Annotated in this window: 20 protein-coding genes; 11 read left to right on the top strand and 9 right to left on the bottom strand. The window is 73.6% G+C overall.

The genetic code is table 11. The annotated features are described in order from the left end of the window. Window positions 1–590 precede the first annotated feature (590 nt). Window positions 591–1,484, bottom strand: a complete 894-nt coding sequence (locus tag ACFYM2_RS23335) for a sigma-70 family RNA polymerase sigma factor (RefSeq protein WP_388838767.1) — start codon at window positions 1,482–1,484, stop codon at window positions 591–593. 169 nt (window positions 1,485–1,653) lie between these two features. Between ACFYM2_RS23335 and ACFYM2_RS23330 the strand changes: the two genes are divergently transcribed. Both ACFYM2_RS23330 and ACFYM2_RS23325 read left to right on the top strand, forming a co-directional pair. Further along, window positions 1,654–1,833: a hypothetical protein gene (locus ACFYM2_RS23330; RefSeq protein WP_359008747.1), complete on the top strand. Its 180-nt coding sequence runs from the start codon at window positions 1,654–1,656 to the stop codon at window positions 1,831–1,833. Window positions 1,834–1,910: 77 nt separating this feature from the next. Then, entirely contained in the window at window positions 1,911–3,086 is a 1,176-nt protein-coding gene (locus ACFYM2_RS23325; protein WP_388838764.1) for a glycosyltransferase 87 family protein, read from the top strand. Here the strand turns inward: ACFYM2_RS23325 and ACFYM2_RS23320 are convergent. Continuing rightward, window positions 3,044–4,687, bottom strand: coding sequence for a DNA repair helicase XPB (locus ACFYM2_RS23320; protein ID WP_350231849.1), 1,644 nt, complete (start codon window positions 4,685–4,687; stop codon window positions 3,044–3,046). The two genes, ACFYM2_RS23325 and ACFYM2_RS23320, sit on opposite strands and share 43 nt — an antisense overlap. Before the next feature lie 202 nt (window positions 4,688–4,889). On the opposite strand from ACFYM2_RS23320, the gene ACFYM2_RS23315 reads away from it, so the two are divergent. The 4 genes from ACFYM2_RS23315 to ACFYM2_RS23300 all read left to right on the top strand — a co-directional run bounded on the left by ACFYM2_RS23315 (window position 4,890) and on the right by ACFYM2_RS23300 (window position 9,097). Then, window positions 4,890–5,309 carry a hypothetical protein gene (locus tag ACFYM2_RS23315; protein ID WP_359008745.1) on the top strand — a complete coding sequence of 140 codons (420 nt, stop codon included), beginning with the start codon at window positions 4,890–4,892 and terminating at the stop codon, window positions 5,307–5,309. A gap of 130 nt (window positions 5,310–5,439) precedes the next feature. Then, window positions 5,440–5,691: a hypothetical protein gene (locus ACFYM2_RS23310; protein WP_388838760.1), complete on the top strand. Its 252-nt coding sequence runs from the start codon at window positions 5,440–5,442 to the stop codon at window positions 5,689–5,691. A 25-nt stretch (window positions 5,692–5,716) separates the two neighbouring features. Next, a complete protein-coding gene (locus ACFYM2_RS23305; RefSeq protein WP_359008743.1) occupies window positions 5,717–6,904 on the top strand; it encodes an SPFH domain-containing protein in 1,188 nt (395 codons plus the stop codon). 486 nt (window positions 6,905–7,390) lie between these two features. Next, the gene (locus ACFYM2_RS23300; RefSeq protein WP_388838757.1) at window positions 7,391–9,097 is read left to right on the top strand and encodes a DUF4157 domain-containing protein; all 1,707 of its coding nucleotides are present in this window, start codon (window positions 7,391–7,393) and stop codon (window positions 9,095–9,097) included. A 47-nt stretch (window positions 9,098–9,144) separates the two neighbouring features. On the opposite strand, the gene ACFYM2_RS23295 is transcribed toward ACFYM2_RS23300, so the two are convergent. After that, window positions 9,145–11,724, bottom strand: coding sequence for a helicase C-terminal domain-containing protein (locus ACFYM2_RS23295; protein ID WP_388838754.1), 2,580 nt, complete (start codon window positions 11,722–11,724; stop codon window positions 9,145–9,147). A gap of 992 nt (window positions 11,725–12,716) precedes the next feature. Here ACFYM2_RS23295 and ACFYM2_RS23290 point away from each other — a divergent pair. Both ACFYM2_RS23290 and ACFYM2_RS23285 read left to right on the top strand, forming a co-directional pair. Next, the gene (locus ACFYM2_RS23290) at window positions 12,717–13,442 is read left to right on the top strand and encodes a hypothetical protein (RefSeq protein WP_359008753.1); all 726 of its coding nucleotides are present in this window, start codon (window positions 12,717–12,719) and stop codon (window positions 13,440–13,442) included. Window positions 13,443–13,623: 181 nt separating this feature from the next. Then, the gene (locus ACFYM2_RS23285) at window positions 13,624–14,256 is read left to right on the top strand and encodes an HAD family hydrolase (RefSeq protein ID WP_359008737.1); all 633 of its coding nucleotides are present in this window, start codon (window positions 13,624–13,626) and stop codon (window positions 14,254–14,256) included. 57 nt (window positions 14,257–14,313) lie between these two features. On the opposite strand, the gene ACFYM2_RS23280 is transcribed toward ACFYM2_RS23285, so the two are convergent. Beyond that, entirely contained in the window at window positions 14,314–14,568 is a 255-nt protein-coding gene (locus tag ACFYM2_RS23280; RefSeq protein ID WP_359008735.1) for a hypothetical protein, read from the bottom strand. Window positions 14,569–14,739: 171 nt separating this feature from the next. Here ACFYM2_RS23280 and ACFYM2_RS23275 point away from each other — a divergent pair, with 171 nt between their 5' ends. Next, complete coding sequence (locus ACFYM2_RS23275) at window positions 14,740–15,123, top strand: cold-shock protein (RefSeq protein ID WP_350231858.1); 384 nt, start codon at window positions 14,740–14,742, stop codon at window positions 15,121–15,123. A gap of 89 nt (window positions 15,124–15,212) precedes the next feature. Here ACFYM2_RS23275 and ACFYM2_RS23270 read toward each other — a convergent pair whose 3' ends face one another. The 4 genes from ACFYM2_RS23270 to ACFYM2_RS23255 form a co-directional block, all read right to left on the bottom strand. Next, the gene (locus tag ACFYM2_RS23270; RefSeq protein ID WP_359008508.1) at window positions 15,213–16,064 is read right to left on the bottom strand and encodes a 1,4-dihydroxy-6-naphthoate synthase; all 852 of its coding nucleotides are present in this window, start codon (window positions 16,062–16,064) and stop codon (window positions 15,213–15,215) included. Continuing rightward, window positions 16,054–16,821, bottom strand: coding sequence for a futalosine hydrolase (locus tag ACFYM2_RS23265; protein ID WP_388838749.1), 768 nt, complete (start codon window positions 16,819–16,821; stop codon window positions 16,054–16,056). The genes ACFYM2_RS23270 and ACFYM2_RS23265 overlap by 11 nt, the downstream gene beginning before the upstream one ends. A gap of 17 nt (window positions 16,822–16,838) precedes the next feature. Continuing rightward, a complete protein-coding gene (locus tag ACFYM2_RS23260) occupies window positions 16,839–17,333 on the bottom strand; it encodes a DUF2771 domain-containing protein (RefSeq protein ID WP_388838746.1) in 495 nt (164 codons plus the stop codon). A gap of 96 nt (window positions 17,334–17,429) precedes the next feature. Next, window positions 17,430–18,785: an MFS transporter gene (locus ACFYM2_RS23255; protein ID WP_359008512.1), complete on the bottom strand. Its 1,356-nt coding sequence runs from the start codon at window positions 18,783–18,785 to the stop codon at window positions 17,430–17,432. A gap of 337 nt (window positions 18,786–19,122) precedes the next feature. Between ACFYM2_RS23255 and ACFYM2_RS23250 the strand changes: the two genes are divergently transcribed. Further along, window positions 19,123–20,034 carry a DUF3027 domain-containing protein gene (locus ACFYM2_RS23250; protein WP_359008514.1) on the top strand — a complete coding sequence of 304 codons (912 nt, stop codon included), beginning with the start codon at window positions 19,123–19,125 and terminating at the stop codon, window positions 20,032–20,034. A 534-nt stretch (window positions 20,035–20,568) separates the two neighbouring features. Beyond that, on the top strand, window positions 20,569–23,661 hold the full coding sequence (locus tag ACFYM2_RS23245) for a sacsin N-terminal ATP-binding-like domain-containing protein (RefSeq protein ID WP_388838743.1): 3,093 nt from the start codon (window positions 20,569–20,571) through the stop codon (window positions 23,659–23,661). 19 nt (window positions 23,662–23,680) lie between these two features. On the opposite strand, the gene ACFYM2_RS23240 is transcribed toward ACFYM2_RS23245, so the two are convergent. Then, a complete protein-coding gene (locus ACFYM2_RS23240; RefSeq protein WP_388838740.1) occupies window positions 23,681–26,098 on the bottom strand; it encodes an HAD-IC family P-type ATPase in 2,418 nt (805 codons plus the stop codon). Between the last annotated feature and the right edge of the window lie 51 nt (window positions 26,099–26,149).

Raw genomic sequence — 26,149 nt, 5'->3', positions numbered from 1 at the left:
GGGGGCGGGGGGGCGGGCCCCCCCCCCCGGGGGGGGGCGGGGGGGCCCGGGGCCCCCCCCGGGGGGGGGGGCCCCGGGCGGGGGGGGGCCGCGCGGGGGGCGGGCCCTGGGGCTCTGCCCCAGACCCCGGTTCTGGCCCCTCCCCGCCCCTTCCCTAAACCCGCCGGGGGTGAAAGCCCCTGGGGCTCCGCCCCCAGACCCCGTTCGGCCTGAACGGCCTCGTCCTCAATCGCCGGACGGGCTGAGGGTGCCGGTGCGGGCCAGCACCCAACCCGCCAGGGCGCGGGGAACTGCGCGAGCAACCACGCACGGTCCGCGGTCGGAGGAACCTCCGGCGGGTTTAGGGGAGGGGCGCGGGCCGGCACAAGACCTGCCAAGGGCGCGGGGAACTGCGCGACCAGCCACCCACGGTCCACAGTCGGAGGAACCCCCGGGCTTGGGGCTCCGCCCCAGACCCCGTTCGGCCGGACGGGCTGAGGGTGCCGGTGCGGGCCCGCACAAGACCCGCCAGGGGCGCGGGGAACTGCGCGAGCGGCCACGCACGGTCTGCGGGCGGAGGAACCCCCGGCGGGTTTAGGGGAGGGCCGGGGTCAGAACGTTGCGTTCTGGGGGGAGAGGCGGGCCGGGTCGGCCAGGATGGTCAGGGTGGTGATTCGGGCTTCGGGGGAGAGGGTGAAGGCCAGGACCGAGATCACCCGGCCCTGGGACGTCGCCACGATGCCGGGCTCGCCGTTGACCAGGGCCGCACGGCTGAGGAGGGCGAACCGGCGGAACAGGGAGGCCTGTTCGGCCACCGCACGCGCACCCCGTACGACCTTCGTCGCCGGGACCGCACCCGCGTCCGCCCGCAGCACCACATCGGGATCGAGCAGCGCCAGCAGCGCCTCGAAGTCGCCGCCCCGCGCCGCCGCGATGAACGCGTCCACCACCTCGCGGCGGCGCGCGCGGTCGAGGGAGGGCGCGGGCGCCGGCGTCTGGTCCCGGACCCGGCGGCGTGCCCGGCTGGCCAGCTGGCGGGTCGCGGCCGGCGTCCGGCCGACGATCGTCGCGATCTCCTCGAACGGCACCGCGAACATGTCGTGCAGCACGAAGGCAAGCCGCTCGGCGGGCGTCAACGTCTCCAGGACCACCATCATCGCCAGCCCCACCGAATCCGCGAGCAGCGCCTCCCGCTCGGGGTCGGGCCCGTCGGCCGGGCCCAGGAGCGGATCGGGGACGTGGACGTATTCGTACTCCTCCACGTCGAGGGCCGCCTCGCGCCGGGCGGCCCGGGACCGCAGCATGTTGAGGCAGATCCGCGCGACGATCGTGGTCAGCCAGCCGCCCAGATTGTCGACCGCGTCGCTGTCGGCGCGGCCGGCCCGCAGCCAGCCCTCCTGGACCGCGTCCTCGGCCTCGCTGAGCGAACCGAGCATCCGGTACGCCACCGCGCGCAGATGCCCCCGGTGCTCCTCGAAGCGCTGGGCGAACTGTTCGGCTGTCATCGCTTCCGTTCCTCCGTCGCCCGGCAGCGGGCGGTGATGTGATCTGCGAGGTGGAGACGGCGGCTCATACCCGTAGGGGACGGGGTCGGACCAGAGGACTACGCGTCGGGCCAAGAGGCTCAACCCCGGGGGTGATGTGCCTGGGATGTCCGAAATTCATCATGGAGGCATGACTACAGCGACCTTCCCCCAGGCCCCGGCCCCCTCCGTCAGCTCCGCCGCCCCCCACCGTACCCACAAGATCGGCGACGCGGTCCGGGCCGCCAAGGTCCTGGCCGGCGCCGCGTTCAGCGTCGTGGTCATGGGCGAGTTCGCCGAGGAGGCCGGGGTGCGCAGGCGTCCGCGCTGATGTCCGCTCCGGCCCGCCCCGGCCTCCCGGGCGCGCGACGCCCGTCCTGACCGGCCGCGCCGCTAGGGTCACCTCGTGTGACCGACCGTTCACCGCGCGCCGCCGCGCTCACGCTCCTCGCGCTCTCACTGGCCGCGCTCACCGCGCTCTGCGTCGCGCTGCGCGTCCCCATGGCGGACGCCCTGGTCTACCGGGCGGAAGGCGCCGCCGTCGCGCACGGCACCTCTCTGTACGGGTTCACCGTCACCGCGTGGCACCTGCCCGCCACCTACCCGCCGTTCGCCGCGCTGCTGTTCGTGCCCGCCGCGTATGTGCCGACCGTCGCGCTCAAAGTCGCCTTCGTCGTCGGCAACGCCGCGTTGACCGCCCTGCTCGTGGTGCTGTCCTGCCGGTTCGCGGGCGTCCGGCCCCGGGGCACGTACGTCTTCGCGGCCACCGCGCTCGCCCTGTGGCTCGAACCCGCCTTCCAGACCCTGCTCTTCGGGCAGATCAACCTCGCGCTCGCCTGCCTCGTGCTCGGCGACCTGTCCCGTCCCGAGGGCGCCCGTGGCAAGGGGTTCGCGGTAGGCGTCGCCGCCGGGATCAAGATCACGCCGCTCTTCTTCGTGCTGCATCTGCTCGTGCGCGGGCAGCGCAGGGAGGCCGCCGTCGCGCTTGCGGGGTTCGCCGCGACCGTGCTGACCGGCGCGCTCGTACGGCCGGGCGCCACCGTCGAGTTCTTCACCCGGCGCCTGTTCGAGACCGGCCGCGTCGGCAAGGTCTGGATCGTCGACAACCAGTCGTTGCGGGGGCTGCTCGCGCGGCTGCTGCACACACCCGCGCCGGGGGCGGTGTGGGCCGTGGGCGCGGTGGTCGTGGGGGGCGTCGGGTTGTGGGGTGCCCGGCGTGCCGACGAGCGGTGGGCGCTGTTGGTGAGCGCGTTCACCGCGCTGCTCGTCTGCCCCATCAGCTGGTCGCACCACTGGGTGTGGTGCGTCCCGCTGATCGCGCTGACGGCGGCCGAGGGGCGGACGCGTACGGCCGTCCTGCTCGCCGCCGTCTTCACCGCCCGCACCCTGTGGCTCGTACCGCACGCGGGCGAACGCGACCTCCAACTGCCGCTGTGGCAGCAGCCGTTGGCATCCCCCTACCCGCTGGTCGCGCTCGCGGTGGTGGGGTGGGCCGGCGCCCGGGCGGTGCGGACCCGCCGGGGCCGGACGGGCGCCGCCGCTCAGTTGCCCGCGAGGAGTTCGTCCGCGTCCATGATCCGGTAGGCGTAGCCCTGTTCGGCCAGGAAGCGCTGGCGGTGGGCGGCGAAGTCCTGGTCGATGGTGTCGCGGGCCACCACCGAGTAGAAGTGCGCCTGGTGGCCGTCCGCCTTCGGGCGCAGCACACGGCCCAGGCGCTGGGCCTCCTCCTGGCGGGAGCCGAACGTGCCCGACACCTGGATGGCGACCGTCGCCTCCGGCAGGTCGATCGAGAAGTTCGCCACCTTGGACACCACGAGCACGCTGATCTCGCCCTCGCGGAAGGCGCCGAACAGCTTCTCGCGCTGGGCGTTGGACGTCTCGCCCTTGATGACCGGCGCGTTCAAGTGCTCGCCCAGCTCGTCGAGTTGGTCGATGTACTGGCCGATCACGAGGATCTGCTGGCCCGCGAACTTCCGTACCAGCGCCTCCGTGACCTTCCGCTTCGTCGCGGTCGTCGCACAGAAGCGGTACTTCTCCTCCGTCTCGGCCGTCGCGTACGCCAGGCGCTCGGCGTCGGTCAGGTTGACGCGGACCTCGACGCAGTCGGCGGGCGCGATGTAGCCCTGCGCCTCGATCTCCTTCCACGGCGCGTCGAAGCGCTTCGGCCCGATGAGGGAGAACACGTCCGACTCGCGGCCGTCCTCGCGCACCAGCGTCGCGGTCAGGCCGAGGCGGCGGCGGGCCTGGAGGTCGGCGGTGAACTTGAAGACCGGCGCGGGCAGCAGGTGCACCTCGTCGTAGACGATCAGGCCCCAGTCGCGCGAGTCGAACAGCTCCAGGTGCGCGTAGACGCCCTTACGGCGGGTGGTCAGCACCTGGTACGTGGCGATGGTGACCGGGCGGATCTCCTTCTTCGTGCCGCTGTACTCGCCGATCTCGTCCTCGGTCAGGCTGGTGCGCTTGACCAGCTCGTGCTTCCACTGGCGGGCCGAGACGGTGTTGGTGACCAGGATCAGCGTGGTCGCCTTCGCCTCGGCCATCGCGCCCGCGCCGACCAGCGTCTTGCCCGCGCCGCACGGCAGCACGACCACGCCGCTGCCGCCGTGCCAGAACCCCTCGACGGCCTGCTTCTGGTACGGGCGCAGCGCCCAGCCGTCCTCCGCGAGGTCGATGGGGTGCGCCTCGCCGTCGACGTATCCGGCCAGGTCCTCGGCGGGCCAGCCGAGCTTGAGCAGGGTCTGCTTGATCTGGCCGCGCTCGGAGGGGTGCACGGCGACCGTGTCCGGGTCGATGCGGGCGCCGACCAGCGGCGTGACCTTCTTCGAGCGCAGGATCTCCTCCAGCACGGGCCGGTCGGTCGAGGTCAGGACCAGGCCGTGGGTGGGGTGCTTGGAGAGGGTCAGGCGGCCGTAGCGGGCCATCGTCTCGGCGATGTCGACGAGCAGGGCGTGCGGGACCGGGTAGCGCGAGTACTCCACCAGCGCGTCGACGACCTGCTCCGCGTCGTGCCCGGCGGCCCGCGCGTTCCACAGGCCCAGCGGCGTCACACGGTAGGTGTGGATGTGCTCGGGCGCGCGCTCCAGCTCGGCGAAGGGCGCGATGGCACGACGGCAGGCGTCGGCCTGGTCGTGGTCGACCTCCAGGAGCAGGGTCTTGTCGCTCTGGACGATGAGTGGTCCGGTCACCTGGGGCGTGTCCTTCCGACGGATGGCCACCCGGGGAGGGCGGGCAAACTTCCAGTCTGCCGCATCCCGCGCCCGTGCGGGGCGCCCGGCGGCGTACGGAGGCGTACGCAGGCGTACGGATGAGTAGCCGGGCCGTGCGGATGAGTACCCCATGAGTGCGCGGACGGTGCCGGGGCGGGCGGGGCGGCGGTGGGATGGGGGCATGACGACGACGCGGACGACGCAGTGGGGCCCCTACGGCCACGGCCACGGTCACGGCCACCCGGGACAGGGGCGGCCGGCCGCGGCAGGGCGGTGGCTCGCGGCGGACGGTCCGGACGGACTGTGGTGGATCGCGCCCGCGGTGTGCACCCTGGGCCTGGCCCTGTCCATCTGGGTCGACGTCTCGCTCCTACCGGGGATCTGGCGATCGGAGTACCTCGTGCTGCTCTACGCGGTGCCCGCCGGGCTGGTCCTCAGCAGCTGGCTGATCCCGCACCGGCGCCGCCTGCGCGCCCTGCGGATCTGGCTGGCGGCGGGGGGCGCCACGGCGGGGTTCCTGCTTGTGAAGCTCTTCGCCGCCGGGCTCATGGTCCTTCTCATGGCCGTCGCGCTGATGTGGGGCGCGAACATCCACGACTGAGGCTCCGGCACGGGCGTCCGCCCGGGCTTCAGCACCGGACGCCAACACAAGGGGGCCCAAGGATGGGCGGATGATCCCAGCGGGTCTAAGGTCTGGAATCCAGGACCAGAACGATGGGGGGCGCCAGGCCGTGGAACAGGACGACGCCGTTGTCGGCTGCCCCGGAGTGCTGCTCGTCGCCACCCGGGGAACCGCCGGCCCCGGCGAGGTCGTGGTGAGCGTCAGAGGCGGCACGGAGGCCTTCCTCGCCTGGTCCCAGGAACCCCTGCCGAAGGGGGTGACCGTGCTCGTGATCGGATCCCGTGGCACGCGCCAGGTGGACGTCATCGAGTGGGCCGATCCGTTGGACGCGTTGGGCGATCTTCCCGCTGACGCGGGCTGAGACGCCGTTTCTAAGGAGACAGAGGATGTTCGGTTACCGGGTGCCCGCCCCAGACGAGGCGATGCTGATCTCCGGTGGCAGGCGTGGTCTCGGGGGAGCCCCGTTCCGCGTCGTGACCGGCCACGGCAAGTTCGTCCTGCCCATTTTCCGCAAGACCCGCTTCCTGACGCTCTCGATGTGCGAGGCGGAGGTCACCGAGACGTGCGTGACCAAGCAGGGCATCGCGCTGCACGTGCGGGCCGTCATCGCGTTCAAGGTCGGCAACGACAACGAGTCGATCGTCAACGCCGGCCAGCGCTTCCTGTCCGACCAGGACCAGATGTCGGTGCTGACCGGGCGGATCTTCGCCGGTCACCTGCGGTCCATCATCGGCTCGATGACCGTCGAGGAGATCGTCACCGAGCGGCAGAAGCTCGCGGCCGAGGTCCTTGAGACGTCGAAGACGGAGATGGCCAAGATCGGCCTGATCGTGGACTCGCTCCAGATCCAGTCCATCGACGACGGTGACGTCGGCTACATCGACGCGATGTCCGCGCCGCACAAGGCGGCCATCCAGCGGGCCGCGCAGATCGCCCAGGCGCAGGCCACGCAGGCGTCGGTCGAGGCCGAGCAGGTCGCGGCGCGCAACCAGGCGGAGTACGCGCGGCAGACGGCGGTCGTGAAGGCCGAGTACTCGGCCGAGATCGACCGGGCGCAGGCGCAAGCCGCTCAGGCCGGGCCGCTGGCCCAGGCGCACGCGCAGCAGGAGGTGCTGGCCGCGCAGACCGAACTGGCCCAGCGCGCGGCCGAGCTCCGCCAGCAGCAGCTGGTCGCCGAGATCGTCAAGCCGGCGCAGGCCGAGGCCGAGCGCATCAAGGTGCTGGCGATCGCCGAGGCCGAGCGGATGAAGATCCAGGCGGAGGCGGCGGCGTCGTACGACCGGGTCGCGCTCGACCGCATGCTCATCGACCAGCTGCCGCAGATCGTCAAGGAGGCGGCGGGCGGGCTGGCCGGGGCGAACGTCAACGTGCTCAATGGGGCGGACGGGTTGGGCGAGATCGCGGCGGGGCTTGTGGGGCAGGGGTTGACGATTCTGGACTCCGTCCGGCAGAACCTGTCCGGGTCGGGGTCCGGGTCCGGCTCGGACTCCAAGAGCGGGGCTCAGCTCTCGCTGCCGGGGCTGCTGTCCGGCAAGGCGGGGCGGGGTGAAGACGGGCGGGTGGACCTCGACTAGCCCCTTGGGCGGGGTGCGGGGCGGGCTATGAGCGCGGGCCGGCGTGCGTTTGCGCGGGTCGGGCGCGGCCGGGCTATGAGCGCGGGCCGGCGTGCGTTTGCGCGGGTCGGGCGCGGCCGGGCTCTGAACGTGGGCCAGCATGCTTTTGCGCAGTTCCCCGCGCCCCTGAGAGGCCTTGGTTGGATTTCGGGTGCGGGTTGGGGGTGGCCGTTCGCGCAGTTCCTCGCGCCCCTGGGGGGGGCTGGTTGGTTTGCGGGTGCGGGGTGTGGTCGCTTCTCGCGTAGTTCCCCGCGCCCCTTAAGGGGCGCGGGGGGTGGGGTCAATGGTTGCTAACGCGGAGCGCTTGGAGGGGTTAGGGGAACGTTGGTGGGGGGTGGAACTCTCGTGTGTTCCCCCGTTCCACGTTCCCCCATGGAGCCCCGCCGATGCCCGTCGGCTCGGTTCCCCGGGCCCGGCACCGCGAGCGGCAGCTCGCGAGAGGACCCCATGCGCGCCAACGACCAGACCCAGACTCCCGTGGGCAAGACGCCCGCCCGCTCCGCCGCCAGGGTTCCCGGCCGTGGCAGTGGCACAGCTGCCGGGCTCCTCGCCCTGCACGGCACCGCCGGTAACGCGGCCGTCGTCCAGATGCTCCGGGCGGCCGGTCACGCCTGGGCCCAACCGGAGCAGCACCAGCACGGCGCCGGCTGCGGGCATCAGGAGCCCTCCGTTCAGCACTCGGCGGTCCACGACGTCCTGCGCTCCGGCGGGCAGACCCTGGACGACGCGACACGCGCGGACATGGAAGGCCGGCTCGGCGCCGACTTCTCCGACGTCCGCATCCACAACGACAGCGCCGCCAGAGCCTCCGCCGCCGAAGTCGGCGCCCGGGCCTACACCAGTGGGAACCACGTCGTCATCGGTGAGGGCGGTGGCGACAAGCACACCCTGGCTCATGAACTCACCCACGTCATCCAGCAGCGCCGGGGCCCGGTCGCGGGGACCGACAACGGTCAGGGGCTCTCCGTCAGTGACCCCGGCGACCGTTTCGAGCGCGAAGCGGAGGCCAACGCGACGCGGGTGATGCGCAGCGGCACGTCGCTGACGCAGCACGCCGAGGCACCCGCCGAAGGCGGCGCGGGCCCGGTCGAGGGCGCGGTCCAGCGGCGGGTGAGTGTCCGGGACGCGCAGAATCCGGAGAGCAAGCGGGATTTGGGCAACGAGCAGAGCGTCCGGGAATTCCTCGGGAAGTACAGCGTCTCGATAACCAAAACCGCCGAAACCATTCTGGGCGACGCTCTCAGTATGAGGGCGTCGGCCACGGTGGAGTTCAAGGCCACCGATGTGATCGCGAAACTCGTGGGCAGTGACACAGAACTTTCCTATGAGGACAGCAAAGTTGGCGCGGCGGAATTGGCCAACGTCATCTGTATGCAGGTCATCCAGTCCCTCTCGGGGGTGACGGGGCAGTCCGCTCGTCCCACGCCGACCGAGATGCTGCGGCAGATGAACCAGCGGCAGCCGAGTGTGGGCAATTTCGGACAGTCCCTGGCCGGTCCGGGTCGCGGGCAGGCACCGGGCGGCCCGGGGCGTGGGTTCGCCGCTGACCCGCTGTCGAAGTTCGCCCGGAAAGAGATGGCCGAAAGGACGCCGGAAAACCCGTTCCTGACGGGGCTTGGGAGCGGCGTGCAGTCGGCAGTCACCGGCCGGGTCGACGCACTCACCCAGCCTCTTCCGAGTGTGGACAACTTGTCGGAAGTGGCCCGTTGGGGTGCCTGGGTGATGCTTGAGGGTGAAGACACCGTGCGCCGGAAGGTGGAGGATGCCGCGCGCCAGGTGAGCCCGGAGGAGGGAAGGAAGCTCATGAGTCAATTCAATGATTCGCTGGAGTCGAAGAAGCGGGAATTGGAGGGGACTTTCGTCGGCTCCGGGGCGGCGGGCGCGGCCATCGGCGCCGCTGCGAATGTCATCCCGCATCCTGGCATCAAGGTGGCGGCCAAGGTTACTTCGACGGTCCTCGGAGGCGTGGCGACGGCGCAGAAGGCCGGCGAGGTCGCGGACGTCCTCAAGCGGGTCGAAGACGCCAGCCCCGACACCTACGCGAAGCTCAGGGCCGCCCGTGACCAGGCTCTGGACCAGGCCACGAGCACGCTCTCGCAGGCGAGCAGCAGGGCCACCATGGACCAGGTCCACGACTTGGGCAACCAGTTCTGACCGTGGCCGCCGTGATCGCCGTGGCAGAGCTGGGCTGACGGTGGGGGTCAGGCCAGTTCGGATACGCCGGTGATGCGGTGGAGGGGGTACGTGCGGATCTCGTCGGCCGTGTGGTCGTAGCCCGTCACGAAACCCCCTTCCACCCGCACCGGCGCGATGACCCGCTGGCTCGCCGCCCCCTCCGCGTTGACGTACCCGATCCACACCGCCGACCCGGTCATCACCGCCGCCTGCACCGTCGCCAGCGTCTCCGCCGACGACGTGCGCGGCAGGGATCCGTCCGCGCGGGCCGCCTCGGGCTTGTCCTTGCGGACGACCGTGGCCGCCGTGTCCCCCGCCCGGATCGCCCGCACCGCCGCGTCCAGCAGCGTGCCGTCCGGCAGTGGAGGGCCGTCCGGCACGGGCGCGGGGGCGGTCCTGCGCGGTGTGCGGCGGGCGTCGGCGCGGGTGATCAGGACGTCGCCCTCGGCGGACTCGGCGGCCGGGGCGTACCCCATCGAGCGCAGCCCGTCGAGCAGTGCGGCGGGCTCGGCGGTGGTGGCCAGGACGGTCGGCGCGAGGCGGCGCAGCCGGAGGGCCTGGCTGCGCCGGTCGGCCAGGATCTCGCCGAGCATCGCCTCGTCGTCGCAGCGTACGTACGCCGAAGCCGCGCCCACCCGCAGGTGGCCGTGTCTGCGGGCCACGTCGTCGATGAGATAGCTGAGCGGCTGCGGCACCGGTGTGCGGCTGTGCTCGGTGAGGAAGGCCTGGAGGTCGGAGGCGGTCCGGCCGGCGTCGAGGGCGCGGCGCACCGACTGGGCGGTGAAGCGGTAGACCGTGGCGCCGCCCTTGGACTCGATGTCCGCGAGCACCCCGAGCATCGCCGCGAGCGGCCGCCGCAGCGGGCCCGGCGCGACGGCCGTGAGGTCCGCCTGGAGCAGGACGTGGTCGACGGGCTCGGGCAGATGCGGCGCGAGGGCCCGCGCCGCGAGCCCGGCCGCCGACGCGGGCCCTTCGCGTCCACTTTCGCGTCCACTTTCGCGTTCGGCGGCGCCGGTCGTCGCGGTGAGCAGCGCGCGGCCGTGCGTGGTGAGTGCGCCCCGGCCGGTCACGCCCAGCAACTCCGCCTCGGACAGCGCCCATTCGGCCAGCCGCGAGCGCAGGTCGTCGGGGCCGCTGCGGGCCGGGCGCTCCCAGCGCAGCCGGGCCAGGAGCGACTGGGGCTCGGGCGAGGTCGCCTCGGGCAGCGTGTCGAGCAGGGCGAGGACGCGGTGGCGCACCTCGGGCGCGGCGGACCGGTCGAGGTCGGGGCCGAGCGCGGAGAGCGTACGCCCCTTGCTGTCCTGCTCGCCGACGAGCCCGGCGGTGCGGGTCGCGGCGAGCCAGGCCACCGCGAGCCGTGCCCAGCGCTCGGCGGGCGGCAGGTCGAGCCATTCGTCGTACTCGGGCGTCGGCGCGTACCGCTCGTCCGCCTCGCCGTCGGACGCCAACAGGCCTGTCGCGTAAGCGAGTTCGAGCCAGAACGCGGCGATCGGCTCCGAGACGTCGAGGGCGGTCGCGGTGCGCTTGAGGTCGCGTACGGACAGGCCGCCGGCGCGCAGCACGGCGGGGCCGCCCTCGTTCCACTCCGCGAGCAGGTCCTCGACGGTGGTCAGGGCGGTGAACGCCTGGCCGGCCGCCGCCGCGTCCACAACCTGTGGACGGTACTCGCGCAACGGCGCGACGGCGGGCGCCACCGGCGCGGTGGTGCGGTGCGCGCGCCCGGCGCGCAGATGCAGGGCCACCTCGCGCGGCAGCACCACCGTGCGCGCGGACGCCGGAAGCAGCAGGCCGTGATCGCGCAACCAGCGCACCGGCGGCGGCGGATCGGCCGACACCTCGCCGTACGGCGGCCCCCACACCAGCCGGTCGAGGACGGTCAGCGCGTCGGACGGCGCGGTGTCAAGGAGCGCCGCCATGCGTTCCCGGTCGGTGAACAGCGCGGTCAGCGCGGCGACGGCGGACACCGGATCGTGCGTGGCCGGGAGCCCGGCGGCCTGAAGGATCTCCTGGACGCGGCCCGGCGACATCCCCGCCGTCGCCTCCACGACGGTCGGGCCGAGGCCGGTGGGCGAGGGGTGCGTGGGGGAGGGGGCGAGCAGTTCACGCGCGGTGCGCACCAGCCGCAGCCGGTCGTCGCCGCCCCACACCAGCGCCTGCTCGCGCAGCGCCGCGAGCGCGCCGGGCAGCGCCCGCTCGACCTCCGCGTCGCCGTCGTCCCCGGCGAGCAGGGCGCGCACCGCCTCGTACGGGGCCGGGTCGGGCGCCACCGCGAGGGCCTGGGCGGTCTGGAGGGCGAACGTGTCGAGCCGTTCCAGGGCCCGTACCACCGAGGCCCTGGTGCCGGCCCGGGTGGCCAGCTGGGTGAGGTCGCCCGGCACGGGGGAGAGCAGGTCGGGGCGGGCCCGCAGCAGCGCGGCGAGGGAGTCGTCGGGGCGGGCGCGCAGGGACTCGGCGAGGGTACGGGGTGCCGAGGCGGCGGCGCGGGGCGCCGAGGCCGTCGTGCGGGATGCCGAACCCGTCGTACGGGACGCCGAGTCGGCCCCGCTCGTCGCGCCGGTCGTTCCTTCGGACACGTGCGCCTCCTGATTGCGCTCGCCGGTCCCCATCCGCCCCACGGTAGCCCGTGCGCGCTACCGTCAGGACCCGGAGCCGGTGTCCGAAACGTGTCCGGACCGGCGGACGGCGGCTCTTTGGGCGGCTGCGGGGCGGGCTCGCGGAGGGGAAGCGCGTGGGGATCGAGAGCGACCAGCTGGTCTACGACTACCTGAGCCGGGTCGGCGACCTGGCCCAGCGACGGCACCTGCCCTCCGGGGACCGGATGCGCCTGGTGTCGTCACTGCGCGAGGAGATCGACAAGCAGCGGGCGAAAACCACCAATGAGACCCCGGCGACGGTCCGCCGCGTCCTGGCCCGCTTCGGCACGCCGGAGAAGGTCGTGGAGGCGGCGACGGGGTCGCCGGGGGCGGGTCCGCTGGGTGCGGGTGCGGATGCCCCGGATGCGGGTGTGGATGCGGATGCGGGTGCGGGCTCGGGGTGGGGGCTCGGCCGGGGTCGGGGGACGGGGAAGCCGGGGTCGCGCGGGCCGGGCGACGGGGCGGATGTGGGTGCCTCGGGGTCGGGTACGGGTTCGGGTTCGGGTTCGGGTCGGGGCTGGGGGATGGGGAAGCCGGGGTCGCGTGGGTCCGGGAGCGGGGCGGGCGGCGACGCGGGGGCGGGGGGCTCGGAGGCGGGTGCGGGTGCGGGCTCGGGGTGGGGGCTTGGCCGGGGTTGGGGAACTGGGAAGTCGGGGTCGCGTGGGTCCGGGAGCGGGGCGGGCGGCGACGTGGGGGGGGGGGGTGCCTCGAAGGCGGGCCCGGGTTCGGGTGGTGGGGCCGGTGCCGACGCTGGTGCCGCTGAACCGGTCTCCGGGGTCGGGTCCGGCTCGGGGTCCGGTGCTGGTGCCGGTTTGGGTGGCAACTCCGAACCCGGGTCCGGAGTTGGCAACCGTCACGGGTCCGGCTCCCGCTCCGAAGGTGCCTCCCGTTTCGCCTCCGGGCGGGCCCGATTCGCTTCCGGAGGCAGTGACGGGCCCGGTGGCGGTGACGCCGCCGGACCGAGCGTGCCGGTGCAGCGCGACCGGCTCTTCCCCGGCCGGAACAAACGCGTTCCCCGTCCGCGCCGGACGGACGAGACACCCCCGGTCGTCCCGGCCCCGCCGCACCTCGCCGGCCTGGACGAGCTCGGCACGCAGGGCGTCGAACCCGACTGGTGGCGGCTCGGGCCCGCCGAACCGCTGGGCGGGGACTTCGTGCCCGGGTTCGTGGGCGGAGTCGAGATCCCCGAAATACTGAAGCCGCCGCCGGTCGACGAGGAGGAGGCGGGGGACGAGGCCCGGGACGAGGAGGCGGGGGCCGGCGCGTCGGAGGAGGACATCGGCGTCGAGGTCGCCCCGCGCAGGCGCCTGCTCCCGCGTCCGGGCCGGCGCCGCGAGGGCGGGGCGCGGCCGGGCCCGCGCAACCCCCTCCTGCTCCTCGCGGCCGCGCTGCTGGTGGCCGGCGCGCTGTTCGGCCTGTGGCTCGCGCTGGGCGCGGGCTGGCTCCTCGCGTACGCCTCCCGCAGGCTGAGCCGCGCGGAGTCCAAATGGGCGGTGTTCGGCATGCCTGGCCTGACGCTGCTCGGCGGCCTGGTGTGGCTCTGGGGCCGCCAGAACGGCCGGTGGGGCACCCCGATCGCGGAGGGCGCGATGGGGGACGCGCTGACCGGGATGTGGCCGTGGCTGATCAGGATCGCGGCGGTGTCGTCGGCGGCGTTCCTGGTGTGGCGCGCCCGCCGGGCCGGAGCGTAGCCCCAGGTCGGCCGGGGTGGGGCCGGGTGGCCCGGGTGGGGCCCGGCGGTCCGGGCGGGACTCGGCGGTCCGGGCGGGACCGGGCGGCCGGGGCGGGATCCGGCGGTCCGGGCAGGGCCGCCGGCACGGTCGGCGGCCGTGGTCTGGCCACGGGGCCGGCCACCCCGCCCACCTGGGCACAATGGCCTCCATGCCTCTCGACGCGCCCACGGTCGGCTTCGACCTCGACATGACACTCATCGACTCCCGGCCCGGCATTCACGCCGTCTACCAGGAGCTTTCCGCCACGACCGGCACCTACATCGACGCCGACCAGGCCGTCAGCCGGCTCGGGCCGCCGCTCGACTGGGAACTGCGGCACTGGTTCGCCGAGGAGCACATCGCCGCGATGGTCCTCAAATACCGTGAGATCTACCCCACACGCGCGATCCTGCCCACGCCCGCGCTGCCGGGCGCGGCCGACGCCGTCCGCGCGGTCCAGGAGCTCGGCGGCCGGGCCGTCGTGGTCACCGCGAAGAACGCGCCGCAGGCCAGGATGCACCTGGACCACCTGGGCATCGCGCCGGACGAGGTGGTCGGGGGCCTGTGGGCCGAGGCGAAGGCGGTCGCGCTGCGCGAGCACGGCGCGGCGATATACGTCGGCGACCACCTCGGCGATGTGCTCGGGGCGCGCGCGGCGGGCGCCCTTTCGGTGGCGGTGCCGACCGGTCCGATCAGCGCGGCCGACCTGCGCGAGGCCGGCGCGGACGTCGTCCTGGACGATCTGACGTCATTTCCGGCCTGGTTGAAGGCGTACGTCACCGAAGCCGCTTGACAGCGCGGGCGTCCGCCCCCGCGCGGACCGGCCGGGTCCGCGCCGACGCGGGGCGCCTCAGCCGCGGGCCGCGCGGCGCTGCTCGGCGATGGTCAGCAGCACGCCCGCCCCCGCGATCAGGAAGCCGACGCCCATCAGCATGCAGATCAGATAGGCGTAGGACGGGAACGGGCGGACGTCCAGGAACAGCGGCGCCACCGTGACCAGCGTGGCGAGCGCGCCGACGAAGAACACCACGACGCCGACGCGAACCAGCCGATCACCGGTGGTGGGGGTGTCGCGGTCGGTCCTGGGCTGGGTTTCGGTACTCACCCGTCCAGGGTAGTTCCCTGCTGTTGAGGACAGCCCCGAACGGTCTTGTCAGCGGCTCCTGGGCCATTAGCCTTGGTGCGGGCGGGCCGGCAGGAGGCTCGCCGCAGCGCTATCGAGAGCGTTTCTTTCGGCGCCCCGCACCCAACGACGAGTACGAGGACGAGGACAGACGTGCCTACCGGCAAGGTCAAGTGGTTCAACAGCGAGAAGGGCTTCGGCTTTCTCTCCCGTGACGACGGCGGCGACGTCTTCGTGCACTCCTCCGTGCTTCCCACCGGAGTCGAGGCCCTGAAGCCCGGGCAGCGCGTCGAGTTCGGCGTCGTCGCCGGGCAGCGCGGTGACCAGGCGCTGTCCGTCACGGTCCTCGACCCGGCGCCCTCGGTGGCCGCCGCCCAGCGCCGCAAGCCCGACGAACTGGCCTCCATCGTGCAGGACTTGACGACCCTTTTGGAGAACATCACGCCGATGCTGGAGAAGGGCCGCTACCCCGACAAGGCGGCCGGCAAGAAGATCGGCGGCCTGCTGCGGGCGGTCGCCGACCAGCTGGACGTGTGAGCCGGCCGCGCGGCGCCCGGGTGGCGCCCTCCGCTAGGGGGTGTCTGGTGGACCATGGCCGGGGGCGACCCTGATCCACCAGACACCCCCTAGCCGAACGACAGCGCGTCGGGGCCGAGGGCGGGTACGAGCCCTTCGGCCGCCGCGCGGGTGAGCAGGCCGCGTACCGCCGCGTAGCCGTCCTCGCCGAGGTCGGCGGTGAACTCGTTGACGTAGAGCCCGATGTGCCGGTCGGCCACCGCCGGGTCCATCTCCTGGGCGTGCTCGCGCACATAGGGCCTGGACGCCTCCGGGTCGTCCCAGGCCAGCCGCACGGAGGCGCGGGCGGACTCGGCGAGCCGGCGCAGCGTGTCCGCGCCCAGCGAGCGCTTGGCGATGATCGCGCCGAGCGGGATGGGAAGACCGGTGGCCGTCTCCCAGTACTCACCCATGTCGGCCAGGCAGTGCAGCCCGTAGTTCTGATAGGTGAACCGGGCCTCGTGGATGACGAGCCCGGCATCCACCTTGCCGTCGCGCACCGCCGGCATGATCTCGTGGAACGGCATGACGACGACCTCGCCGACCCCGCCAGGCAGGACGTCCGCGGCCCACAGCCGGAACAGCAGGTACGCCGTCGACTTCTCGCTCGGCACGGCGACCACCTTGCCCGTCAAGTCCGTTGCGGGCTCGCGGGTGAGGACCAGCGGGCCGCAGCCCCGGCCGAGCGCGCCGCCGCACGGCAGCAGCGCGTACTCGTCGAGGATCCACGGCAGCACCGCGTACGACACCTTGAGTACGTCGAATTCGCCGCGCTCGGCCATGCCGTTGGTGATGTCGATGTCCGCGAACGTCACGTCGAGGGCGGGCGCGCCCGGCACCCGGCCGTGCGCCCACGCGTCGAAGACGAAGGTGTCGTTCGGGCAGGGGGAGAACGCGATCTTCAGCGCCGGTTCAGTGCTCATGTGTCGTTCCACGCTCCCATGCGGTCGTCCAACTCTCCAGTACGGCGGGCAGCTTCTCGAACGCCCCGGTGAGGGCGGCGAGCGCGTCGCCGATCCGCCAGGCCGAACGGTCACGCGGCCCGATCGCGTTGGAGATCGCGCGGATCTCCAGGACCGGCAGGCCGTACTGGTCGGCGGCCTCGGCGACGCCGAAGCCCTCCATCGCCTCGGCCAGAGCGCCCGGGTGGCGGGCCAGCAGCTCGGCGGCGCGCCCGGCGGTGCCGGTGGCGGTGGTCACGGTGAGGACCGGGCCGCGCGCGGCGCCCAGCGCGCGCGTCGCGTGGCGGGCGAGAGCGTCGTGTACGTCCACCTCGTGGCGCCCGAAGCCGAGCTCCGTGACGGGGATGAAGCCCTCGGGTGAGCCGGCGCCCAGGTCCGCTGCGATGATCGACGAGGACACGACGAGCGAGCCGAGCGGCGCGGCGCCGGGGAAGCCGCCGCCGATGCCGGCCGAGAGCACCAGGTCGTGACCGGGGCGCCGGCCGAGGGCAAGGGCGGTGCCGGCGGCGGCCGCCGCCGGGCCCACGCCCACCGCGTACACCTCGATCTCGTGCCCCGCGCGGCCGTGGCGCACCAGCGGCGAAGGGGCCGGCCCCGGCCCGTCGGACGGGGTGCGCCGGACGCTCTCCTGGCCCAGGCGCGCGTATCCGGCTACGGCGAGGCCGGCGGCGACGGAGTCCGCCTCCGCCGCCACCGCGGTCGCGACCAGTACACGCATCAGGCGCGGCCCACGCGTCAGGAGCTGGTGCGCTTGAGGGTGAAGCTCCAGACCGACTCCGGCTTGCTGTCCTTGTTGAGCTGGATGATGCTCACCTTCTTCTCCTTCGGCGCGGCGCCCTGCCCGCCGGTGGAGAAGACGTCGGCGCCGGGGAAGCTGCGGTACGTCTGGTCGGACGCCTCGGTGATCGGGCTGCCGTCGAGCAGCGCGATCCACTTGCCGCCGTTCTCGACGACCTTCGGGTCGACGCCGAGACGCAGGGTCGAGCCGGGCGCGTAGTCGATCGACTTGGCGTCCTTGACGCCGCTGAGGCAGCTGGTGAGCTTGTCCTCGGGGAGCGGCTTGCCGTCGCCGCGGCAGGACGCCTCGGTGTGGACGGAGTCGGTGCCGACCGTCACGGTCGCGAGAGGCGTCGGCTTGTCGCAGGCGGAGAGGACGAGGAGCCCGGCGGAGGCGGCGGCGAGTGCGAGGCCGGCCCGGCGGGTCCTGCCGGAAGTGAGCGCAACGGTCATGGAGCGAAGGCTATCGGTCGCCCTGCGCCAAGCCGCGCGGGGGTGTGGCGTGCCGCGTCGGTGTTGCCCGGTCGCCCCGGCTCGGGTCGGCCCGGCTCAGGCGACCCGGGGGCGCGGCGTGCCGTGGTGCGCGGCCCGCAGCAGGCCCCGTACGGAGACGACGGCGCCGAGCGTGAGCAGGGCGGCGGCCACCGACATGCCGAGGACGCCGTTGAGCGGCAGCGCTATGCCGATCGCCCCGCCGAGCACCCACGCCACCTGGAGCAGTGTCTCCGAACGGGCGAAGGCGGAGGTGCGGACCTCCTCGGGCACGTCGCGCTGGATCATCGCGTCGAGCGCCAGCTTGGCCAGGGCCTGGGTGAGCCCCGCCGTCGCGCCGAGCACGGCCACCATCACGCCGCTGAAGAGCGCCGCCGACAGCGCGGCGGCGCCGAGCGCGATGGACAGCATCGTCACGATCAGGACTTCGGGCCCGCGCGCCTTGAGGAGTGAGCCGACGGCGGTGCCCAGCGCGTTGCCGACGCCCGCCGACACGCCCACGATGCCGAGCGAGACGGCCGCGCTCTGCCCCGACAGGGGATGTTCGCGGAGCAGGAACGCGAGGAAGAAGATCAGGAACCCGGAGAGCGCGCGCAGCGCGGCGTTGGCGTACAGACCGTTCTGCACGGACACGCCGACCGTCCGCAGGCTGGGCTTGCGGCCCTCGCGGTCGGAGAGGCGCGCCTTGGTCTCGCCCTTCGCCGAGTCGACCTTGTGGGGGAGCGTGAACGCGAGGAACGTGCCCCCGCAGAAGACGCAGAACGCCGCGTACAGCGGCCACTGCGGCCCCACGCGCGAGAGCCCGGCGCCGATCGGGGCGGCCGCGCCGGTGGCGAGCAGCCCCGCGAGGGTGACCCGCGAATTGGCCTTCACCAGGGAGAAGAGCGGCGGCAGCAGACGCGGTACGACGGCGCTTCTGACCACGCCGTACGCCTTGGAGGCCACCAGCACGCCGAGCGCCGCCGGATAGAGCTCCAGGCCGCCGGTGGCGACCGCGCCGGACATGGTGAGCGCCAGCACGGCCCGGGCCAGCATCGCGCCGGCCATCGCGGCGCGCCGGCCGTGCGGCATCCGGTCGAGCAGGGGGCCGATCACGGGCGCCAGGAGAGTGAAGGGCGCCATCGTGATCGCCAGATAGAGGGCGACCCGGCCGCGCGCCTGGTCGGTCGGCACGGAGAAGAAGACGGTGGAGGCGAGCGCCACGGTGATCAGGACGTCGCCCGCGCCGTTCACCGCGTGCAGTTCGATCAGTTTGCCGAGGCCCGACTCACCGGCGCCGTGCGCGTGGGTGGCTTTTCTGATCGAACGCGCCGTCCCCGAGAAGGGCAGACGCAGGGCATGACCGACCGTCCGTCCCGCCCTGCGCAGGCGGCCGGACCCGTCCCAATTCCCTGACGACCTCGCGGTGGCCACCCCGCCATAGTGCCCCAACCCCGTCCGACCCGAACCAGGATTCGGACGCGCAGGTGGGCCGGGCGCCCCGAAGGGGGTAGCGTGACAGGCGCGCCGCCCGCGGCTGCCCAAGGCCGCGCGCCTCTCCGTGATCCCGCAGAATGGGTCGCAGAAGGTGCGCCTCCACGCTCATACGGAGCAGGGGGGACCCCCTTGGTCAGTGAACTGGACAGCCGCTGGGCAGTTGATCGCCCGGGCGCGGACGTTGACGCGGTCCCCTGGTCCGCTCCGCCCGCCACCCGTACGCATTCGGCTCCCCGGCGCACCCGTGAGACGGCGTAGGAGAGAAGCGAGACCTGTGAGTGCTGCGACGACGCGAAGCCGTACCCCTGACCGCCTGTGCGCCGAGGCGGTCGAGCTAGCCCGCGAGGCGGCGGAGGAAGCCGCCGCGCCCGGTGTGGTCGGCGAGCATGTGGCCCTGGTCTCGGAGGGTGACCGGGTCGTCACGCACTTCTTCGAGTGCAAGGAGCCCGGCTACCGGGGCTGGCGCTGGGCGGTCACCGTCGCCCGGGCCTCCCGGGCCAAGCTGGTCACCCTCGACGAGACGGTCCTGCTGCCCGGGCCCGACGCGCTCCAGGCACCCGAGTGGGTGCCGTGGAGCGAGCGGCTGCGGCCCGGCGACATGGGGCCCGGCGATCTGCTGCCCACCGAGGCCGACGATCTGCGCCTTGAACCCGGCTACACCGGTGAGGACGCGCCGCCGCCCAACGCGGTGGTCTCCGAGGAGATGGCCGAGCGGGTCGAGGCGGAGGACGCCGAGCTGGCCGACCGGGACGTGCCGGCGGGGACGGCGCGCGGGTCCATCGCGTCCGTCGCCGACGAGCTCGGCATGCGCCGGGCGCGGGTGCTCTCGCGGTACGGGCTGCACGCGGCGGCCGACCGGTGGGAGGAGTCCTTCGGCGGCAAGACCGCGATGGCTCAGGCGGCGCCGGCCTCGTGCGTGTCCTGCGCGTTCCTCGTGCCCATCGCGGGGTCCCTCTCGCAGGCCTTCGGTATCTGCGCCAACGAGTTCGGTCCTGCGGACGGGCATGTCGTGGCGCTCGACTACGGGTGCGGGGGGCACTCCGAGGCGGCGGTCATGCCTAAGCCGCCGCGGCCGGCTGCGCCGGTGCTCGACACGGTGGAGGCGGATGTGCTGATCCGGGGCATCGACCGTGCGGGCTCCGTCCCCGACACCCCGGACCCCACGGACGACCTGGGCCACTCATAACCAGCCCGGCGCCCCGCCCCAAACCCCGTCCACGCTAAACGCGCTCGTCCTCAATCGCCGGACGGGCTGAGGTTGCCGGTGCGGGCCAGCACGGTCCCCGCCAGGGCCGCAGGGTGCACGCGGGCCGGCACGCACCCTGCCAGGGGCGCGGGGAACTGCGCGACCAGCCACCCACGGCCCGCAGCCGGGCTCCCTGGGGCTCCGCCCCAGACCCCGATCGGCCTGAACGGCCTCGTCCTCAATCGCCGGACGGGCTGAGGGTGCCGGTCCTGGCCAGCGTCGAGTAGTCAGGGGCGCGGGGAACTGCGCGACCAGCCACGCACGACCCGCGCGTAAGGGATCGCGTCGGCCCGCACGGGGCCTGGGCCGGGCAACGGGGCCGGGGTCGGCCCGCGTGGGGCCTGGCGGGGCCGGGGGGCAAACCCCGGGGTCAGGGGGCCGCGGGCGCCGGGCCCGGGCGCGCGCGGTACCTTCGGGCCGCAGTCCCGGAACGCGGGGCAGGACAGAGCGGAGTACGGCGTGATCGTCAAGGCGATGGCGACCGAAGGGACCGACCCCTTCGGCACGGCCCGGCTGCGGCGCGGAGTCCTGAACGCCTGGGGCGCGGGCCCCGCCAGATTCCGCGAGGACGCCAACGCCGAGGAAGACCTCGCCCTCGGCGGCTACCGAGACCGCCTCGTCGTGGAGCTCGCCCAGAACGCCGCCGACGCCGCGGCCAGGGCGAACACCACGGGCCGGCTCCGCCTGACCCTGCACCCCGGGGGCCAGGGCAATCCCGCCGTGCTCGCCGCCGCCAACACCGGCGCCCCCCTGGACGCGACCGGCGTCGAGTCCCTTTCCACCCTGCGCGCCAGCGCCAAGCGCGCCGACACCGAGGTGGCCGTGGGCCGCTTCGGCGTCGGATTCGCCGCCGTGCTGGCCGTCAGCGACGAGCCCGCCGTGGTGGGCCGCACCGGCGGCGTGCGCTGGTCGCTCGCCGAGGCCCGCGAACTGGCCGCCCAGGCCGCCCTCGCCAGCCCCGGCCTCGGTGACGAACTGCGCCGCCGCGAGGGCCACGTACCGCTGCTCAGGCTGCCGCTGCCCGCAGAGGGCGCCGCCCCCGAGGGATACGACACCGTCGTGGTGCTGCCCCTGCGCGACGGCACCGCCGAGGACCTGGTGCGCCGCCTGCTCGACGGCATCGACGACGCCCTGCTCCTCACGCTGCCGGGCCTGACCGAGATCGTCGTCGAGACCCCGGGCGCGACCCGGGTGCTGCGGCGCTCCACGCACGACGCGTACGTCCACATCGACGACAGCCGGGACCAATCCGTCCACCGCTGGCGGACCATCAGCCGCCACGGCGCCCTCGGCGCGGACCTGCTCGCCGACCGCCCCGTCGAGGAACGCCTGCGTCCGCACTGGACGGTGACCTGGGCGGTCCCGGTGGACGAGGACGGCGCGCCCGAGCGCCCCCGCACCGCCGCCGTCGTGCACGCGCCCACCCCCACCGACGAACCCCTCGGCATCCCCGCCCTGCTCATCGCCTCGTTCCCGCTCGACACCGCGCGCCGCCACCCCGCGCCGGGCGCCCTCACCGACTTCCTGGTCCAGCGCGCCGCCGACGCCTACGCCGAACTCCTCGGCGCCTGGCACCCGGTGACCACCGCCACCGTCGACCTGGTGCCGGGCCCGCTGGGGCGGGGCGCGCTGGACGGCGCGCTGCGCGCGGCGGTCCTGGACCGGCTGCCGCGTGTCGCGTTCCTCGCGCCCGCCGCCCCCACCGAGGACCTGCTCGCGCTGCGCCCCTTCGAGGCCGAGGTGGTCGAGGGCGCGGGCGCCGACACCGTACGCGTCCTCGCCGAAGTCCTGCCCACGCTGCTGCCCGCCGGCCTCGAACGTCGCACCGAACTGCGCGCGTTGGAGGTCGGGCGCCTCTCGCTCGGCGACGCCATCGAACGGATCGCGGGCGCCGAGCGCGCCCCCGCGTGGTGGCACCGCCTCTACGACACCCTGGCCGGGGTCGACCCCGACCGGCTCTCCGGGCTGCCCGTGCCGCTCGCGGGCGGCCGCACCGCCATCGGGCCGCGCCAGATCCTGCTCCCCCTCGCCGACACCCCCGCCGACCTGGGGCGGCTCGGCCTGAAGGTCGCCCACCCCGACGCCGCGCACCCGCTCCTGGAAAAGCTCGGAGCGCTGCCCGCGACGCCACGCGCCGTCCTGACGACCCCTCAGGTGCGAGCCGCCGTCGCCGCCTCGCTCGACAGCGGCGAGATCTGGGACGAGGACGCGCTCGACGCCGACGAACTCGCCGACACCGTACTGACGTTGGTGCGCGAGGCGCACCTGGAACCCGGCGACGAGCCCTGGCTCGGCGCGCTCGCCCTGCCCGACGAGGACGGCGAACTCGCCCCGGCGGGTGAACTCGTCCTGCCCGGGTCGCCCTTCGCCGCCGTCATTCGTGAAGGTGAACTCGCCGAGGTCGACCGCGAGTTGGCCGAGCGCTGGGGCGAGCAGCCGCTCACCGCGTGCGGGGTGCTCGCCACGTTCGCCCTCGTACGGGCCACCGATGTGGTGCTCGACCCCGACGAACTCGACCCGCGCGAGGGCGACTTCGCCGAGCCCGACGACGCGGGACTGCTCGACGCGGTGGACGTGTGGTGCGAGGACGTCCTGGACCGGCTGCCCGATTCGCCGGTCCCGCCCGTCGCGACCGAGATCGTCGCCGTCCGCGACCTCGACCTCGTCGACGACGACGCCTGGCCCCGGGCGCTCGCCCTGCTCGCCAAGCCGCCCCTGCGGGACGCCCTGATCCAGCCGGTACGGGTCCTGCTGCCCGACGGCACCACCGAGTCCGTACGCCCCCACACCGCCTGGTGGCTGCGCGACCACCCCGTGCTCGACGGCCGCCGCCCCGCCGGACTGCGCGCGGCGGGCTCCGACCCGCTGCTGTCCGGTCTGTACGAGTCCGTGGACGCGACCGGGTTCGACGACACGCAGGTCCTGCGGGCCCTTGGGGTACGCACCTCGGTGGCCGCGCTGCTCGACGAGCCGGGCGGCGCGGCGGAACTCCTCACCCGCCTCGCCGACCCGGACCTGACCGTGTCCGCCTCCCAACTCCACGCCCTGTACAGCGCGTTGGCCGACCTCGACCCCGAGCAGGTCACGCTGCCGGACGAGCTGCGGGCCGTGGTGGACGGAGAGGTGCGGGTGGTCGACGCGGCGGAAGCGGTCGTGGCGGACGCGCCCGATCTGCTGCCGCTCGCGGCCGGGCGCGCCCTGCTGCCGGTCGCGCCGGCGCGCGCGGCGGAGCTCGCGGAACTCCTTCAGGTGGGGCGGCTCAGTGAGACGGCGGACGCGGAGGTGACGTCCGCCGGGACCGAACGGGAGGTCCCGGAGGCGGTGCGGGCACTGCTCGGGCCCCTGGCGCCGGCGACCTACGTCGAGCACGAGGAGCTGATCGCGGGCGGGACCGAACTGGACTGGCGCCGCTCGGGCGACGGCGTGGTCCACGCGTCAACCTTGGAGGGCGTGGCAGCGGGCCTGGCCTGGACCGCCAACCAATGGCCCCGCCGCTTCGAAGTAGCCGCCCTCCTGGAAGACCCAACCCGCACCCCCGAACTGGCCAGGGACCGCTGGTTCGACTGAACCCCAGGGCGCCGCACCCTCAGTCGGGCCAGCGGCGGGTTACCCAGTGCCAGGTCAGTTCCAGGGTGGCGGAAGCGGCTACCGCGATGGCTACGGCGGTCCACGGCAGTACCGTGCCCACCAGCTTCAGCGCGAAGAAGTGCTGCAACCACGGCACCGCGAGCACCAGCAGGAACGCCACGCCCATGGACGCGACCAGCAGGATCCGCCACCACGTGTAGGGGCGCGCGATGATGGCCAGGACCCACATCGAGACCAGGAACAGGGTCAGCGTCGTGACGCTGGTCTCCGCGTCCAGCTCGCCCGGGCCGCTGTAGTACGCCCGCGCGATCATGTACGTCACGAACGTGGCCACCCCCGCGATGACGCCGCTGGGGATCGCGTACCGCATCACCCTGCGCACGAAGTGCGGTTTGGCGCGCTCCTTGTTGGGCGCCAGGGCCAGGAAGAACGCCGGGATGCCGATGGTGAAGGTGGAGAGCAGGGTCAGGTGGCGGGGGAGGAAGGGGTACTCCACCTGCGAGCACACCACCAGGACGGCGAGCAGCACGGAGTACACCGTCTTGGTCAGGAACAGCGTCGCCACCCGCGTGATGTTGCCGATGACGCGCCGCCCCTCCGCGACCACCGACGGCAGCGTGGCGAAGCTGTTGTTCAAAAGGACGATCTGGGCGACCGCCCGGGTCGCCTCGGAGCCCGAGCCCATGCTCACGCCGATGTCCGCGTCCTTGAGCGCGAGCACGTCGTTGACGCCGTCGCCCGTCATCGCGACGGTGTGCCCGCGTGACTGGAGGGCCGCCACCATGTCGCGCTTCTGCTGCGGGGTGACCCGGCCGAAGACCGAGTTGGAATCGAGGACGTCGGCCATCTCGCCCTGGTCGGTGGGGAGTTGGCGTGCGTCGACGGTGTCGGCCGCGCCGGTCAGGCCGAGCTTTCCGGCGACCGCGCCCACCGAGACCGCGTTGTCGCCGGAGATGACCTTCGCCTTGACGTCCTGCTCGGCGAAGTAGCGCAGGGTGTCCGCCGCGTCGGGCCGCAGGCGCTGTTCGAGGACGACCAGGGCGGTGGGTTCGGCGTCGGAGGCGACGGCGGGGTCGTCGAGTTCGCGGGAGGCCCGCGCGAGCAGCAGGACGCGCAGGCCCTGCTCGTTGAGCGCGTCGATCTCGGAGAGCGCGGGGTCGCCCTGTTTCAGGAGCACGTCCGGCGCGCCGAGCAGCCAGGTGCTGTTCTCGCCGTCGCCCTCGCTGAACGCGGCGCCGCTGTACTTGCGGGCCGAGGAAAACGGCAGGGACTCCGTGCAGCGCCACACCTCGCTGTCCGGATAGGCGTCGATGATCGCCTGGAGGGAGGCGTTGGGCCGGGGGTCGGACTCGCCGAGCGCGCCGAGCACCTTGCGTACGTACGCCTCGTCCGCGCCGTTCAGGGGGCGCAGCTCGGTGACGTCCATGCCGCCCTCGGTGAGCGTGCCCGTCTTGTCGAGGCACACCACGTCGACGCGGGCCAGCCCCTCGATCGCGGGCAGCTCCTGCACCAGGCACTGCTTGCGGCCGAGCCGGATGACGCCGATCGCGAAGGCGACCGAGGTCAGCAGCACGAGCCCTTCGGGGATCATCGGGACGATGCCGCCCACGGTGCGGGCGATGGAGTCCTTGACGTTGCTGTCCTTGACCACCAGCTGGCTGATGACCAGGCCGAGCGCGGTGGGGACCATCATCCACGTGACGTACTTGAGGATGGTGGAGATGCCGCTGCGCAGTTCGGAGTGGACGAGCGTGAACCGGCTAGCCTCCTCGGCCAGTTGAGCCGCGTACGCCTCGCGCCCCACCCGGGTCGCGGTGAACGCGCCGCCGCCGGCGACCACGAACGCGCCGGACATCATCTTGTCGCCGGGCTTCTTCAGGACCGGGTCGGCCTCGCCGGTCAGGAGGGATTCGTCGACCTCCAGGCCGTCGGTCTCGACCGCCTCGCCGTCCACCACGATCTTGTCGCCGGGGCCGAGTTCGATGACGTCGCCGAGCACGATCTCGGAGGTGGGGATCTCCACGGCGGCCCCGTCACGCCGCACCGTGGGCCGCGTCTCGCCGATGACCGCGAGGCTGTCCAGGGTCTTCTTGGCGCGCATCTCCTGGATGATGCCGATACCGGTGTTCGCGATGATCACGAAGCCGAAGAGGCTGTCCTGGATGGGCGCCACGACGAGCATGACCGCCCAGAGCACGCCGATGATCGCGTTGAACCGGGTGAAGACGTTGCCCCGGACGATCTCGGCGGTGGAGCGGCTGCTGCGTACGGGAACGTCGTTGACCTCGCCGCGCGCCACCCGCTCGGCGACCTCGGCCGTCGTCAGGCCGCCGGAGCGCCGCTCCCGCTCGGGCAGCCGCATGGGGTGGACGGGGTCGAGTTCCGCCCCGGCGTCGATGTTGGCGCGCTGCGTCATGGTTTCGACGGTACGGGGGGAGGGAGCGCTTCACCTGCTGGGACGGCCGAA

Origin of the sequence: Streptomyces sp. NPDC006711 (assembly GCF_042869775.1) — a bacterium.
Lineage (GTDB): Bacteria > Actinomycetota > Actinomycetes > Streptomycetales > Streptomycetaceae > Streptomyces.
The sequence above is the reverse complement of the archived record's forward strand: the minus strand, read 5'-3'. Positions and strand labels throughout refer to the sequence as shown.